This window comes from Arthrobacter sp. CJL-S3 (assembly GCF_056711635.1).
Map to the genome: position 1 here is coordinate 3,006,763 of NZ_CM160046.1, position 15,671 is coordinate 3,022,433.

Genomic DNA, 15,671 nt, shown 5'->3' on the forward strand with positions numbered 1-15,671 from the left:
GACACCGGAAGCGCCGCGTCGGCCGTTGCTCCGAGGGGTTCAGCGCTTTTCGCTGGTGGCATATTCCCGCCGGTGGACGGCCTAATGGGTGCACCATAGAATCAAATGGAATCGCCACAGCGACCTGCGGCTTTACATCTGCGTGGGGGCGCTGCTGCATTCTGTGACGACCGGTTCGGCCCGAACTGGTCGCAGAAGTGCTGAAGGGTTGCACATGCGGTCTACCTATAAACGTCTCCTCGCCGTTCTTGGCGTCGTCGGACTGCTGGCGCTTCCTGCCGCTCCGGCCCTCGCCGAAGATCCGGTGACCCTCGACCCCGTCACAAAGGTCGTCGACTCCGCCGGGGTCCTGGGCGACCGGAGGGGCGAAGTCGAACAGGCCATCAAGCAGCTCGGCGCCGACCACGCGATGACGTACCACGTCGTCTACGTGGACAGGTTCGAGAACCCCACCGACCGGTATGAGTGGGCCAAGGAGGTCGCCGACACGGCCAGCCTCGGTGCCAATGCCATGCTGCTGACAGTTGCCACGGACACGCGGCAGTACCTGTTGAGCAAGCCGTCCAACAGCAAGATCACGGACGCCCAGCGCGACACCATCGTGACCAGCGCGGTTGACCCGAACCTGCGCAATGGCGACTATGCCCAGGCCGCCATCGACAGCGCCGCAGCCATCGGCGATGCCGCCGGCGGAGGCAAGGGCACCGTCCCGTCCGAGGGTGGCGGCGCCGGCAGCGCCGTGCTCGTGGGCGTGGGCGTCGTTGCCGCGGGCGGAGCGGGTGCCTACCTGTATCTCCGCAACCGCCGGAAGAAAGCCGCCGCGGGGGCGCAGGCAGGCTACGGCACGCAGGGCGCCGAGCTGGATCCGCTGGCCGGACTCACCGTCGAGGAACTGCGCCGCAAGAGCGGTTCACTCCTGATTGAGGCCGACGACGCCATCAAGTCCAGCGAGCAGGAGCTTGGCTTCGCGCAGGCACAATACGGTGATGCCGCCGTCGGGAACTTCACGAAGGCCCTGCAGGACGCCAAGGGCCACATGTCGGAGTCCTTCAAACTGCAGCAGCAGCTCGATGACCACATCCCCGATACCGAAGAGCAGCAGCGGACCTGGCTCGGTGAGATCATCCGCCGTTCCGAGGCGGCCCTGGCCTCCCTGCAGGAGCAGAAGGCCGACTTCGATTCACTGCGCGAGCTGGAGAAGAATGCCCCGCAGGCCCTGGCCGCGGTCAGCGCCGGCGCGAGTGAGGCGGAGGCCAAAATCGCCAGCGCCGAGCGGTCCCTCGCCGAGCTGCGCGCCAAGTACGCCGAGAGTGCCCTGGTCCAGGTGGGCGACAACATCAACCAGGCCAAGGAACGCCTCGCCTTTGTGCAGAACGCTTCCGTCACGGCCCAGGAGAAGCTCAGCGCCGGCGAAGGCAGCCTGGCCGCCGTCGCCGTCCGCGCGGCGGAGGAAAGCCTGCACCAGACAAACGTGCTGATCGGCGCCATCACGAAGGTCGCCGGAAGCCTCGACGAGGCCCGCAGCGGCCTGGAGTCCGCCGTCGTGGACACCTCCCAGGACCTGGCCCAGGCCCGGGCCCTGATCCAGTCCGGGGCGCACCCCGAACTCGCCGGACCTGTCGCCGCCGTGGAAGCGGCGCTGGCGCAGGTCAAGGCCGAAATCCAGGGCGGCAAGATCGATCCGATCGCCACCCTGGAGCGGGTCGAGACGGCGCACCAGTCGCTCGATGGAGCCCTTTCCGGCATCCGGGACCAGCAGGAGCAGACCCGCCGGGCGCAGGCCTCGCTGCAGCAAAGCATCATGTCCGCGCAGGCGCAGATCAGCGCGACCTCGGACTACATCACCGCCCGCCGCGGCGGCGTGGGCACCGAGGCCCGGACCCGCCTGGCGGAAGCCCAGCGGAACCTCGACTACGCCCTGTCCATCTCGCGCACGGACCCCGTCACCGCCCTGCAGTACGCCCAGCAGGCGCACTCGCTGGCGGCACAGGCCGCGCAGCAGGCGCAGTCCGACGTCGACCACTTCGGCGGCTACGCCAACCAGGGCTACGGCCGCGGCGGCATGTTCGGCGGCGGCGGAGGCGGCGGCCTGGGCGGCGCCATCCTTGGCGGCATCCTGATCAACTCCATCCTGCACGGCGGCGGTGGAGGCGGAGGCTGGGGCGGCGGCGGCGATTCCGGCGGCGGCTGGGGCGGCGGCGGTGACGCCGGCGGAGGCTGGGGCGGCGACTTCGGCGGCGGAGGCGACTTCTAGGCCGGACCCCCCGGCCAGAACACGGCCCCCACGCCGGGCACACACAGACTAGGCGCCAGCGGGCACGTTCCCGCCGGCGGATAGAAGCGGTACATTTCACTGTTCACCGAAATTCAGTGGGAACCACTGAGCAGGACGAAAGGTAACACCATGAAGCAGTCCATTTTCGGCCGCATGGCGCAGCTGGCGAAGGCCAACATCAACTCCCTGCTGGACCAGGCCGAGGACCCGCAGAAGATGCTGGACCAGATGGTCCGGGACTACACCAACAACATCGCCGAGGCGGAGTCGGCCGTAGCCCAGACCATCGGCAACCTGCGTATGCTCCAGGACGATTACAACGAGGACATCAAGAACGCCCAGGACTGGGGCAAGAAGGCCCTCGCCGCGTCCCGCAAGGCGGACGAGTACCGGGCCAAGGGCGACACCGTTGACGCCGAGAAGTTCGACAACCTCGCCAAGGTGGCCCTGCAGCGCCAGATGTCCGCGGAGAACGAGGCCAAGTCCGCCGAGCCGAGCATCGCTTCCCAGACCGAGGTCGTGGACAAGCTCAAGCACGGCCTGGGGCAGATGAAGGGCAAGCTCAACGAACTCACGTCCAAGCGCAACGAACTGGTGGCCCGCTCCAAGACCGCCGCGGCCCAGACCCAGGTGCACGACGCCATGAAGAGCATCGACTTCATGGATCCCACGTCCGAGGTGGGCCGCTTCGAAGAGAAGATCCGCCGCGAAGAAGCCAAGGTCCGCGGCCAGCAGGAACTCGCCGCTTCCAGCCTGGACGCACAGTTCAACTCGCTCGAGGACCTCGGCGAGCAGACCGAGATTGAGGCGCGCCTCGCCGCGCTGAAGTCCGGCGGCTCCCCCGCCGCCATTGGCGCCGGTGAAAACCGCGCCGCCGGTTCCACTGTCGACGAGGCGGACTTCGACAAGCTGTAGGCACAACTCCGGCGCGTTTCCGCCGGAGGATTTAGCACGGATCGGCAGAGGCCGGGCCCGGACCGTCCACCGACGGTCGCTGGGCCCGGCCTCCGTTCTTGGATCGGACGGTGTCCGCCGGTGCTGATGTAGTGCGGCCGCGGCGGGGCACCGCGTGTACCGTTGACCCATGTCTTCGGGAACCCTGTCTTCGACCCTTGTCTGGCTCCGCGACGACCTCCGGCTGGACGACAATCCCGCCCTGAGCGAGGCGGCTTCGCTGGGACAGCCGCTGACCGTGGTCTATGTCCTCGACGAGTCCTCACCCGGCGTGCGGCCCCTCGGCGGCGCGACGAAATGGTGGCTGCACCATTCGCTGGCGGACCTCGCCGCCGGACTTGAAGCCACGGGCTCGCGCCTGCTGCTGCGCCGGGGCGCGGCGGCGGACATCATCCGGGACCTGGCCCGGGAGACCGGCGCCTCGACGCTGCTCTGGAACCGCCGCTACGGCGGCCCCGAACGCGAGGTCGATTCCGGCGTCAAGGCCTGGGCCGCGGACGAGGGCCTGACGGCGGCCAGCTTCCAGGCAAACCTGATGTTCGAGCCGTGGACGGTGCGGACCGGGGCGGGCGGGCCGTACAAGGTCTTCACGCCCTTCTGGCGGGCCTGCCTCGACGGTGAGGAGCCCCGGCTCCCCCTGGACGCCCCGGAGCGCCTCCCTGCCCCGGCTGTGGACGCAGGGGGCCGGGTCCCCGCCGGCGACCCGCTGGACAGCTGGGGGCTGCTCCCCCGCCGGCCGGACTGGAGCGCCGGCCTCGCCAGCACCTGGCAGCCCGGGGAAGCCGGCGCCCACCAGCGGCTGGAGGACTTCCTCGACGGTCCGGCGGAGGAGTACGGCACCGGGCGGGACATCCCCGGGGTTGAGGGAACCAGCCGGCTGTCCGCGCATCTGCGGTTCGGCGAGATCAGCCCCTTCCGCATCTGGCATGCGCTGCGGGAACACTTCGGGCCCGCGGCGCCGGCCGACGTCGGGATCTTCCGCTCCGAACTCGGCTGGCGGGAGTTCTGCTGGCAGCTGCTCTACGAGAACCCGCAGCTGGCCACCCGGAACTACCGACCCGAGTTTGACCGCTTCGCCTGGCAGACACCCTCCGACGCCGAACTCGAAGCCTGGCAGCAGGGCCGCACCGGCTACCCCCTGGTCGACGCCGGGATGCGCCAGCTGTGGCAGACCGGCTGGATGCACAACCGCGTGAGGATGGCCGCCGCGAGTTTCCTGGTCAAGAACCTGCTGGCCGACTGGAGGCTCGGCGAGGCCTGGTTCTGGGACACCCTCGTGGATGCCGACGCCGCCAGCAACCCGGCGAACTGGCAGTGGGTGGCCGGATCCGGCGCCGACGCCTCGCCGTATTTCCGGATTTTCAACCCGGTCACCCAGAGCAAGAAGTTCGACGCCGGCGCCCGCTACCTGCGCGCGTTCCTCCCGGAGCTGTCCGGTCTGGACGACAAAACGATCCACGAACCGTGGAAGGCCGACGGTTTGGCCGCGGGCTACCCGGGACCGATCGTCGGGCTGCCGGAGTCCCGTGCACGGGCCCTGGAGACCTACCAGCGGCTCAAGGACGGCTAGCGCACCAGAGAACTGGGGCAACAGATAAGGCCCGGATCAACAGATCCGGGCCTTATCTTTTCTTCTTCAGTTGCGGGGACAGGATTTGAACCTGTGACCTCTGGGTTATGAGCCCAGCGAGCTACCGAACTGCTCCACCCCGCGTCGCAAGATCAACACTACCGTACTTTTGGGGCCGCCCGGACCACTACCGGGACCACTACCGGGACCACTACCGGGACCACTGCCCGGGCCACCATGGTGCCCGCCTTCCAGGACGCTAACCCCTAACTCCAGGACACCCGTTGCCGACTTAAAGCAGAAGGTCCGGCGCACTGTTTCCAGTGTGCCGGACCTTCTCTTCAGTTGCGGGGACAGGATTTGAACCTGTGACCTCTGGGTTATGAGCCCAGCGAGCTACCGAACTGCTCCACCCCGCGTCGCAAGATCAACTCTACCTGCCGGTGAACTTGAGGCCAAATCGAGGCGGCGTGATGTGCGTCTCCACCCCCGGGCGTGGGGTAGTTCCCTCCGGGGAACGGGAAGGCCGGGTTCCCGCTCCGGTAGGAGCGGGAACCCGGCCTTCAGCCATGCACCGGCGGGCCGGGCGTCAGCCGGCCTTACACCGGCGGACCATGCACCGGCGGGCCGGGCGTCAGCTGCTCGGCGTCGGGGCCGGGGTGGCCGCCGGCGTGGTGGGCTCCGGAGCAGGGCTGGCCGCCGGCGCAGGAGCCGGAGTTTCCGCCGCAATCTTGGCTTCGGCGTCGATGGCCCGCTGCAGGGCCGCGGTCAGCTTCTTCTGCTCCTCGCCGTAGGCAGCGAAGTCGCCCCTTGCAAGGGCCTCCTGGCCGGCCTTAATGGCGGCGTTCGCCGCGTCCAGTGCCGCCTTCAGTTCTGCCTTGGCGTCCGTGCTGCCCGGAGCGGACGGGGTCTCCCCCGGCGTCGTGGGCGTCGCGGGCGTCTGCCCGTTGTTGGCCGAGTCGCCGGCGCTGGCTCCCGACTCACCGCCGAACAATTGGTTCAGTGCCTCGTCAAGGGTCGGCGCGAAGCCGATCTTGTCACCAAACGCCACGAGGACGCGCTGCAGCGTGGGGTAGGAGGTTTCACCGGTGGACCGCAGGTAGACGGGCTGGACGTACGCCATGCCGCCGCCAACCGGCAGCGTCAGCAGGTTGCCGTTGAGCACCGCCGAGGCACCCTGGCGCAGCAGGTTCAGCGCCTGCGAGACCGTGGGGTCGGAGTTGAACTTGTTCTGCGCCTGGCCGGGGCCGGGGATGTTGGCTTCCGGCGGGATCTGCAGGAGCCTGAGCTGGCCGTAGCTCTCGGCCTTCACACCCTTCTCCTTGCCGGCGTCGGAGTCCGCCGCCAAGAAGCCGTAAAGCACGTTGCGGGCGTTTCCGTTGACCACCTGCGGGATGAACGAGGACGTCAGCTGGAAGGCCGGGCTGTCCTGGTCAGGCATTTTCAGGGACATGTAGTACGGCGGCTGCTTGACGTCGTCCTGCACGGTCGGATCGTTCGGGACACTCCAGGCATCGTTGTTGGTGTAGAAGTTATCCGGCTGGGTGACGTGGTAACGGCCCAGGAGTTCCCGCTGGACCTTGAACAGGTCCTCCGGGTAGCGGACGTGGCTCATGAGATCCCCGGACATTTCCGAGAACGGCTTCAGCGAGGACGGGAAGATGTTCTGCCAGGCCTTCAGCACCGGGTCCTGGTCGTCCCAGGCATAGAGCGTGACCTTGCCGTCGTAGGCGTCCACAGTGGCCTTGACCGAGTTACGGATGTAGTTGACGGAGGTGTTGGGCAGCGAGGCTGTCCGCCCCGCAGTGGTCTGCGAGTCGGCGGTGGCTTCGGAAAGCTGCTCCTGCTGGGAGTACGGGTAGTACGGGCTGGTGGTGTAGCCGTCCACGATCCACTTGACCCGTCCGTCGACGACCGCCGGGTAGGCGTTGCCGTCCACGGTGAGGTACGGGGCAACCTTTTCGACACGTTCCCGGGGGTTGCGGTCGTAGAGGATCTGGGATTCGCTGTTCACACCGTCAGAGAGCAGCAGGTCCGAGGACTGGAACTTGATCGCGTAGAGGACCTTGTTGAAGAAGCTGCCCACGTTCGGGCCGCCGTCGCCGGTGAAGGTGTACTGCGTTTCTCCGTCGCCTTCCTTGGCGGCCGGCCGGTCCTGCTCGCGGTTCGGTGCGCCTTCGGGGGCGCCGACGATCGAGTAGTCTGCCGAGTTCTCGCCGAAGTAGATCCGTGGCTGGTAGGTCGAGTCATCGCCGAGCACGCCGGTGGAGGGGATTCCGGCCTGCAGGAATTCCGGCTTGCCGTCGACGGTGAACTTGTTGCCCTTGGCGGCGACGACGCCGTAGCCGTGGGTGTAGACAACGTGGCGGTTCAACCAGGACTGCTGGTTGGCGCTCAGCCCGTCCGGGTTGAGTTCGCGGACGGCGATGACGGTGTCCTGGATCTTCCCGTCAATCTCGTAGCGGTCCACGTTCAGCGCGCTCGGGAACTGGTAATACGGCCGGTACTGCTCGAGCTGGGAGAATGCGTCCGAGATCAGGTTGGGGTCCAGCAGCCGGATATTGGCCGTGGTCTGCGCGTCGGGGGCCAGCGCGCCTGTGGCGGCGGTGGTGGTGGCGTTGTAACGGGTTTCCTGGATCTTGTCCAGGCCGTAGGCCGAACGGGTCATGTTGATGTTGCGTTCGATGTACGGCTTCTCGAGCGTCTGCTCAGAGGGCCGGACCTGGAACTGCTGGATCACCCAGGGGTAGACGCCGCCGGCCAGGATCGAGGTGATGACGAGCATGGCGGTTCCGATGACGGGCAGCCGCCACTTGCCGATCACGGCAGCGACGACGAACAGCACGGCGACGAGGACCGCGGCCACGGCCAGGATGGATTTGGTGGGGATGACGGCGTTGACGTCCGTGTACAGCGCACCGGCCCAGCGGCCGCCGCTGTTCTGCACGGCGGCGTAGCGGTCCAGCCAGAAGTTGGCGCCCAGCAGGAGCAGGAACGCTGCGCCGGAGACGGCGAGGTGGATCTGCGCCGCGCGGCTGGTGAAGATGCCGCGTTCCATGATCCGGATGCTGCCGTACAGGTAATGCGTCAGGATGCCGGCGACGCCGGCGACGATGGTGACGCTGATCAGGAAGCCGGTGACGAAGCCCAGGAACGGCAGTGTCATCAGGTAGAAGCTGATGTCGAGCCCGAACTGCGGATCGTTCTGGCCAAAGGCCTCCTGGTTCAGGAACAGGAGCACCTTTTGCCACTGGCTGGCTGCGGCGCTTCCGGCGAACAGGCCGAAGAGGACCGGCAGGCCGATCATGACGACGCGGCGGATCGGTTCAAGCTGGACCTGGTAGCGGTTCAGGTTGTCCCGGATATCCGCGTCCGGCGCGTACACGGGGCGGGCGTGGTAGGCGATCCGGATGGCGAAGAAGACTGCGGAGAACATCAGGGCGAACCCGACCAGGAAGATGGCGATGCGTGCCAGGTTCTCGGTCAGGAAGACTTCGAAGAAGCCCAGCTGCTGGTACCAGAGGACGTCCGTCCAGACATTGGCGAAGAAGATGAAGCCCACAACAATCAAGGCCACAACAATCAACGTCGGCGTCAGTGCGCTTCGTCGTTGCTGGGGTCTTCCGGGCGGGACAGTGCTGGCGGGACGGGACAAACTCGGTACCTCATAGCTGGTCGTCAGTTACTGGTTTTTAGTTATCTGTGCGGTGCTTCGATGCAGGAACGCGAAGTTGCTGCATTGTAGCGACCGCCGGCACCGCCCCAACAGGGCGGCGAAGCCGTCATAAGTGCCACGAGTGGCGGCGGATCTTAGTTCCGCCGCCAGTCTAGTTGCTGGAGCAAACCGGAAGGCCCGATGTGTCGGCACCGGACGCGGCCAGTTCCACCGCTTTCCGTGCGTCGGCCAGATTCTCGACCCGAACCACCTGCAGACCGTCCGGAATATGTCCTACGACGTCGTCGCAGTTGGCGGCCGGCGCCAGGAACAAGGTGGCGCCTCCGGAGCGTGCGCCGTGCATCTTCTGGCTGATGCCGCCAATCGGCCCGACAACGCCGTCGGGGGTGATGGTTCCGGTACCCGCGATGTGCTTGCCGCCGGTCAGGTCGCCGGGGGTGACGGTGTCCACGATGCCCAGGGCGAACATCATCCCGGCACTGGGACCGCCGACCTTGTCCAGGGAGATCTTGACGTCGAAGGGGAACTTGAACTGGTATTGCAGCAGGACGCCGAGGATGAACCGCCCGGCCTCGGTCCTGGAGGGAGTGATGCTGATGGCTACGCTGCTGCCGTCGCGGTCGACGACGACCTCCACCGGGGCGCCGTTGCCGCCGGCCAGCTCGGCCTGGACGACGCTCAGCGCGGTAGCCGGCTTGCCGTTGACGGAGACCACCACGTCGTTTTCCTGGAGCTTCCCGGCGGAGGCGGATCCCTCCGGGACGCCCGCGATCTGCATCTTCTGCTCGAATGCGATCCCCAGTTCCCGGAGTGCCGAGGCCACGGCGTTCTCCTGTGAAGCGGTCATCGCGACGGCGCTTTCCTGCTGGGACTGTTCCTTGGTCACACCGGTGGGGAAGACGAGTTCCTCCGGATAGACGCCTTTCGAGCCGTCAAGCCAGGCGGAAAACGCCTCGAACACCGTCACCGGACCGTTGGGGCCGCCGTCGACGTAGACCGTGGTCAGGTCCAGGTTGCCCTTGGCGGGAAAGCTCTCGCGGCCGGTGACGCTGATGACCGGCTGGCCGTTGTCATTGCCGAGGGTGTTGAAAGTGGGGCCCGGCGATTCCACCACGTACGGGACAGGCAGGCTCAGGGCGGTGATGCCCAGTGCCACTGCCAGCAGTCCCGAGACGAGCATGGCTGATGAGCGATTGTCCCGCTGCCGGCCGGCACGTGATCCGGGCAGCAGGGCCCTGCGGCCCCGGGTCTGGCCGGCCGCCGGCTCGCTGCCGGGCTGCCCGCCCTGCGTAATCGTCAATGAAGGACCTCTCCGTGCCGGCGCCGGGGACCCTGTGGACCCCCTGATCAGCGCACTGCGCCCGCGCCCGAAGCCGCGGCTGCCGCCTGCCAATATTCCAGTTTCTAACACTACGCGCTCGGCTGCCGGCCGGGCTCTTTGCCTACAGCGAACGTGGCGGGGTTTCAGCAGACAGCCCGCTGGCTGCGCGGTACCGTGAACGTGAGAAGCAGCCACACCGACGATCGGCGGGATCATGACGTCCAACCCACTTAATCCGTCCAATGGAGACGAGGAACCCAAGGATCCGCTGGCAGAAATGCTGAAGAACCTGATGGGCGGCCAGGGCATGGGGAACATCGACCCCGCGGAACTGGCGAAGGCAGCCGGCCTCCCGGACGACCCGAACCTCCTCGCCCAGATGTTCTCCCAGGTCCAGGCCATGATGAGCGCCCCCTCGGAAGGCCCCGTGAACTGGCAGCTGGCGCACGAAAACGCCCGGCGCGTGGCCGCCAGTGGCTCCGACCCGTCGGTCACGGCGCAGCAGTCCCGCGAGGTCGATGAAGCCCTGCGGCTCGCCGAACTGTGGCTTGACCAGGTCACCGGCCTGCCGGCCACGGGCCTGATCGGCCGCGCCTGGTCGCGGGCCGAATGGGTCGAGGAAACGCTCGGCACCTGGAAGCGCCTGACCGAGCCGGTTGCCAACAGCATCGCGAATGCCCTGTCCACGGCCATGACCGAGCAGATGCCGGAGGAAATGAAGTCCATGATGGGCGGCGCGTCCTCCATGCTGCAGAACATGGGCGGGGCGATCTTCGGCATGCAGCTGGGCCAGGCCATCGGCGCCCTGTCGGCCGAGGTGGTCAGCTCCACCGACATCGGCGTGCCGCTCGCGGACCTCGAAATGGCCCTGCTGCCCTCCAACGTGGCGAAGTTCGGCGAAGGCCTCAGCCTGCCGGAGAACGACATCCGGCTGTTCCTGGCCGTCCGCGAAGCGGCCCACGCCCGGCTGTTCGTGCAGGTCCCCTGGTTGCGAGGGCACCTCCTCGGCGCCATCGAGGCCTACGCCCGCGGCATCCACATCGACACCTCGAAGATCGAGGAACTCGCCCGCGAACTCGATCCGGGCAACCCGGAGGGCATCCAGGAGGCCCTGTCGCAGGGTGTCTTTATGCCGCAACGCACTCCCGCGCAGGATCAGGCGCTGGAGAAGCTGGAGACCGCCCTCGCTCTTGTGGAGGGCTGGGTGGACGAGCTGAGCTGGGCTGCCACGGAGAAGCTGCTGCCCTCGGCAGCGGCGCTGCGTGAGACGGTGCGGCGCCGCCGCGCCACCGGTGGCCCGGCCGAACATGCGTTCTCCTCCCTCGTGGGACTGGAACTTCGGCCGCGCCGGCTCCGGGAGGCCGCAGCACTCTGGGCCTTGCTGAAGGACGAACGCGGAGTCGACGGCCGCGATGCGATCTGGCAGCACCCGGATCTGCTGCCCACCGCAGAGGACCTGGAGGACCCGAAAGGGTTCAGCGAACGCCGGAAGCTGGCCGAGGCCAGCGACTCCGAGGTTGACGACGCCCTGCAGAAGCTGCTCAGCGGCGGCTTCGATGAGCAGGAGGAAGCCCCGGAGACCGGGGCAGATACTGGCGGAGAAGAGAGCGGTGAGTCTGTAGAAGACACACGCGCAGCAGGGGACGACAGCGGTGAGTCCGCGGAGGAATCCGGTGAGAACACCGGCGGGACCGGGACCGAGGACGCCCCCGGCAACGGCGAGAACCCCAAGTCCTAGCTACTCGGCTGGCCCCGGCCGGAACTGCGGTTCCGGCCGGGGCTTTTGCGTGCCGGCGCCGCCAGCGCGGGGCGGGGTCTTCAGACGGTCAGAGTGTCCGTCCCGCCGGCGTCCACGTCATCGTCGTCGCCCGGCGTGAGTCCGCGGGACGTGGCGAAGGAGACGCCCTCAAGGAAGGCTTTGGCCCGGGCGGTGTCCGGGTAGGCCTCGAGCAGCCGCCAGAACGCGGCGTCGTGGCCGGCCACCAGCAGGTGCGCCAGTTCATGGAGCAGGACGTAGTCGATGACCCACTGCGGCATGGGCTGCAGCTTGTCCGACAGCCGGATGGTCCCTTCCGACGGCGTCGCGGACCCCCAGCGGGAATTCTGGTTGCCCACCCAGCGCACGGAGGACGGGACTGCCCGGCCGCCGAAGTACTTCGCGGACAGGTCGGCGGCGTGCGCCGCGAGGGCGGCATCGCTGCGCGGACGGCGCCGGCCGGCACCCCGGGTCCCCCGCTCGCCCTGGAGCCGCAGCTTCTCAAGCATCCGGTGCACCCATTCGTGTTCCTGGGCGCGGCTGAAGGAGGCGGGAATGGCGACGACGGCGGTGCCGTTCTCCCAGAACGCCGCCACGGTGCGGCGGCGCCGGGCGGAGCGCCGGACCTCCACCGGGGCGCCGTCGGCAGTGGTCAGCGGTATGGCTGCGGGACCTGGGCGGCTGCTGCCGGCCATCAGAGAGTTGTGCTTTCGACCAGCACTGCCAGCACTGCTTCGCCGTATTTCTCCAGTTTGGACGGGCCCACCCCGGGAAGTTTGGCGAGCTCTTCGAGGGATCCGGGCCGGGCTTCGGCAATGGCGGTCAGGGTGGCGTCGGTGAAGACCACGAAGGCGGGGACGTCGGCTTCGAGCGCGATGTCCTTGCGCCACTGCCGGAGCGCGTCGAAGGTCTGCTCCTCATAGCTGGGCGGGCACTGGTTGCAGCGGCCCACTTTGCGTTCGGCCCCGGACGAGAGCATCGTCCCGCAGGTCCGGCAGGTGGCCGGCACGGCGGCTTTGCGGCGCGGCGCCGCCCCCTTGCCGCGGACCGAGGAGCTGGCCACGGAGTCGGGGCGCAGCCCGTCCAGGAACCGCGAGGGCTTCCGGTTGGCGCGCCCGCCCGGGGTCCGTGCGGTGGACCAGGACAGGAACAGGTGCTCCCTGGCCCGGGTGATCCCGACGTAGAGCAGGCGGCGTTCCTCGTCCACGGACTCGGGGCTGTCGGCGAAGGAGATCGGCATCAGCCCCTCGCTGAGCCCGACGAGGAACACGGCGTCCCATTCGAGGCCCTTGGCGGCGTGCAGCGAGGCCAGGGTGACGCCCTGGACGGTCGGGGCGTGCTGGGCCAGGGAGCGTTCCTGGAGTTCGTTGACGAAGTCCGCGAGCGTGAACTGCGCGCCGCGGCTGATCACGAGTTCGTCGGCCAGCGCGACAAGCGCGGCGAGGGATTCCCAGCGTTCCCGGAGCGCGCCGCCGCTATGCGGGGCAGCCTCCGTGTATCCCAGCGAGGCGACGATGTCGCGGACCAGCTGGCCCAGCGGCTCGGGGCTGGCGGTTTCGGCGACGGCCCGGGTGGCTGCGCGCAGCTGCAGGATGGCGTCCCGGACTTCCTTGCGGGCAAAGAACCGTTCCCCGCCGCGCAGCTGGTAGCCGATCCCCGCCGAGGCCAGGGCCTGCTCGTAGGCCTCGGACTGGCCGTTGGTGCGGAACAGCACGGCGACCTGGCTGGCCGGCGTGCCGGCATCGAGGAGCCCGCGCACCTTGACCGCCACGGTGGCGGCCTCGGCCTCGTCGTCGGAGCATTCGGTGAACTGCGGCACCGGACCGGCCGGGCGCTGCGCCAGCAGCTGCAGCGGCGTCGCCCAGGCGGCGTCGGCGACGGGGCCGCCGCTGCGCCGGCCGGCCAGCAGTTCGTTGGCCAGCCTCACCACCTGCGGGGTGGAGCGGTAGTCGCGGATCAGCTTGACGACGGTGGCCTCGGGGTACTGGGCCTTGAAGCCGAGCAGGTGCTTGGGCGAGGCGCCCGTGAAGGAGTAAATGGTCTGGCTGGCGTCGCCGACGACGCAGAGCTCGTCGCGGCCGCCGAGCCACAGTTCCAGCAGCCGCTGCTGCAGCGGCGAAACGTCCTGGTATTCGTCGACGACGAAGTGGCGGTACTGCTCGCGGACGGTGGCGGCGACCTTCGGGTCCTCCTGCAGGATGCCCACGGTGATCAGCAGCACGTCCTCGAAGTCGATCACGTTCCGGTCCGTCTTGACGTCCTCATAGGACTGGAAGACGCGGGCGACGGCGGTCAGGTCAAAGCCGCCCGGGGCGCCGCGGCCCTGGGCTTTTTCCAGATAGTTGGCCGGGGTCAGCATCGACACCTTGGCCCATTCGATTTCGGACGCCAGATCCCGGATCGAGGCGCGGTCGGTGCTGAGGCGCAGCCGCCGGGCCGCCTCGGCGATCATCTGGGCCTTGTGGTCCAGCAGGTTGGGCAGGACGCCGCCGACCGCCTGGGGCCAGAAGAACTGGAGCTGGCGCAGGGCTGCGGCGTGGAAGGTGCGGGCCTGGACGTTGCCGACGCCGAGGTCGCGGAGGCGGCTGCGCATTTCGGCCGCTGCCCGCGACGTGAAGGTGACGGCCAGGAGGCGCTGCGGGTTGTAGACCCCGGAGTGCACGCCGTAGGCGATCCGGTGCGTGATGGCGCGGGTCTTGCCGGTGCCGGCGCCGGCGAGCACGCACATGGGTCCCTGCAGGGTGCTGGCAACTTCGCGCTGCTCGGCGTCCAGGCCGCCGAGAATGCGCTCCTCCAGGGAGCGGTTGTCCGGCGCCGCGGCGTCGGCGTCCGGCGCCACGTCGCCTGCGCCGGACGGGCCGGAGGGATCGGACGGGCCGGACGGGAAGGCGCTGGACTGAAAGATATCTGTATTCACTTCTGCTGCTCAGTCGTTCGAGGGTGTGCGGTGGATGCGCCGCGGTGGTCGGTCCGCGGAGCGGGGTTGCCGCTGCGTGTTGTCAAGCACCTCACGGGTTCTCCGCGCGGTCTTGGATGACCCCGCCGTACCAGTGCTCGATCAGGGCCCGGGCGATGGACAGCCTGCTGGAGATGACGATCTCGCCGCTGTGGACCGCAGCCTGCAGTTCGCTCCGGCTGAACCAGCGCGCCCGCGTGACCTCGACGCCGTCGGGCGTGGCTTCGGTGTCCGCGGTCGAGGCCGTGAAGCCGAGCATCAGGGACGCCGGGAAGGGCCATGGCTGGGAACCGAGGTACTGGCAGGCGGTGACCCGCACGCCGACTTCCTCGCCGATTTCCCGGACCACTGCCTGTTCCAGCGACTCCCCCGGCTCGACGAACCCGGCGAGGGTGGAATAGTTCCGGGCATCAAGGGGGCCGCCGCCGCCGAGCAGCAGCCGGCCGTCCGGGCCCACCACCGTGACAATGATGGCCGGATCGGTCCGCGGGTAGTGCTCGGAGCCGTCCGCGGGGCACCGGCGGACCCAGCCTCCGGCTTCCGGCGCGGTGGCGGTGCCGCAGCGCGGGCAGTGGGTGTGTGTGGCGTGCCAGTTGGCGATGGCGCTGGCCTCGATGAAGATCGCGGTGTCCGTGGGGTTTAGCGTGGCCGCGACATCACGGAACCCCGCCCACTGCGCGCCCTCCGGGATGCCGGCAATGTGGGCTTCGAATTCCTCGGCCTGGACCTCGAACTGCTGCGGCAGGAGGAAGAGGACCAGTTCGGTTCCCGCCGCCAGGTCCGAGCCGGGCAGGGCCGAGCCCAGGTAAATCAGCTGTTCCGGGGCGTAGGCCGTGTCCTGCAGGTGCCGGGCGAGTTCGGCGGCGTCCAGCAGCACCAGGCTGCTGCCGTTGATGAGGGCCTGCCGGCCGGACAACACCATGGCCCGTGCGGCGCCGGAGGTCAGCAGTTCCTCGAGCATCCCGGGCTTGAGCCGTGCGGCGGAGCCGCGGTCAATCAGCGCCGGGCGTACGGGAAGGACTGTGTCCAAAAGATGGTTGGCGGCCGGGCCGGTGTGCGGGGAGACTGACGTGCCCGCCTGGGCCTGGTGATTGGACGCCGGTGACTCCGCAAGACTCATGTACCCACCGTACTGACTCCCGCTGACAAATGACATTTCTCCC

The 15,671-nt window shown here is 68.4% G+C and carries 9 protein-coding genes and 2 tRNA genes; 4 read left to right on the forward strand and 7 right to left on the reverse strand.

What is annotated here, in order from left to right:
• The first annotated feature begins 214 nt into the window (after positions 1-214).
• The 3 genes from AC06G6_RS13670 to AC06G6_RS13680 all read left to right on the forward strand — a co-directional run bounded on the left by AC06G6_RS13670 (position 215) and on the right by AC06G6_RS13680 (position 4,799).
• Positions 215-2,254: a TPM domain-containing protein gene (locus AC06G6_RS13670; protein ID WP_479822876.1), complete on the forward strand. Its 2,040-nt coding sequence runs from the start codon at positions 215-217 to the stop codon at positions 2,252-2,254.
• A gap of 150 nt (positions 2,255-2,404) precedes the next feature.
• Positions 2,405-3,190, forward strand: coding sequence for a PspA/IM30 family protein (locus tag AC06G6_RS13675; protein WP_307460029.1), 786 nt, complete (start codon positions 2,405-2,407; stop codon positions 3,188-3,190).
• 169 nt (positions 3,191-3,359) lie between these two features.
• Positions 3,360-4,799 (forward strand): cryptochrome/photolyase family protein, encoded by a 1,440-nt coding sequence (locus AC06G6_RS13680; protein WP_479822879.1) that lies wholly within the window; start codon positions 3,360-3,362, stop codon positions 4,797-4,799.
• 70 nt (positions 4,800-4,869) lie between these two features.
• Here AC06G6_RS13680 and AC06G6_RS13685 read toward each other — a convergent pair.
• The 4 genes from AC06G6_RS13685 to AC06G6_RS13700 form a co-directional block, all read right to left on the reverse strand.
• Positions 4,870-4,943 (reverse strand) — tRNA-Met (locus AC06G6_RS13685).
• 201 nt (positions 4,944-5,144) lie between these two features.
• Positions 5,145-5,218: transfer RNA gene (locus AC06G6_RS13690), tRNA-Met, on the reverse strand.
• Positions 5,219-5,433: 215 nt separating this feature from the next.
• A complete protein-coding gene (locus AC06G6_RS13695; protein ID WP_479822882.1) occupies positions 5,434-8,454 on the reverse strand; it encodes a UPF0182 family membrane protein in 3,021 nt (1,006 codons plus the stop codon).
• Between the two features lie 172 nt (positions 8,455-8,626).
• Positions 8,627-9,775 (reverse strand): YlbL family protein, encoded by a 1,149-nt coding sequence (locus tag AC06G6_RS13700; RefSeq protein ID WP_479822884.1) that lies wholly within the window; start codon positions 9,773-9,775, stop codon positions 8,627-8,629.
• Positions 9,776-10,010: 235 nt separating this feature from the next.
• On the opposite strand from AC06G6_RS13700, the gene AC06G6_RS13705 reads away from it, so the two are divergent.
• The gene (locus tag AC06G6_RS13705) at positions 10,011-11,534 is read left to right on the forward strand and encodes a zinc-dependent metalloprotease (protein WP_479822886.1); all 1,524 of its coding nucleotides are present in this window, start codon (positions 10,011-10,013) and stop codon (positions 11,532-11,534) included.
• Positions 11,535-11,614: 80 nt separating this feature from the next.
• Here AC06G6_RS13705 and AC06G6_RS13710 read toward each other — a convergent pair whose 3' ends face one another.
• The 3 genes from AC06G6_RS13710 to nudC form a co-directional block, all read right to left on the reverse strand.
• A complete protein-coding gene (locus tag AC06G6_RS13710) occupies positions 11,615-12,247 on the reverse strand; it encodes a M48 metallopeptidase family protein (protein ID WP_479822889.1) in 633 nt (210 codons plus the stop codon).
• Positions 12,247-14,391 carry an ATP-dependent DNA helicase UvrD2 gene (locus AC06G6_RS13715; RefSeq protein WP_479828683.1) on the reverse strand — a complete coding sequence of 715 codons (2,145 nt, stop codon included), beginning with the start codon at positions 14,389-14,391 and terminating at the stop codon, positions 12,247-12,249. Before AC06G6_RS13715 ends, AC06G6_RS13710 begins: the two co-directional genes overlap by 1 nt.
• 169 nt (positions 14,392-14,560) lie before the next feature.
• Positions 14,561-15,628 carry an NAD(+) diphosphatase gene (gene nudC, locus AC06G6_RS13720; protein ID WP_479822891.1) on the reverse strand — a complete coding sequence of 356 codons (1,068 nt, stop codon included), beginning with the start codon at positions 15,626-15,628 and terminating at the stop codon, positions 14,561-14,563.
• Positions 15,629-15,671 lie beyond the last annotated feature (43 nt).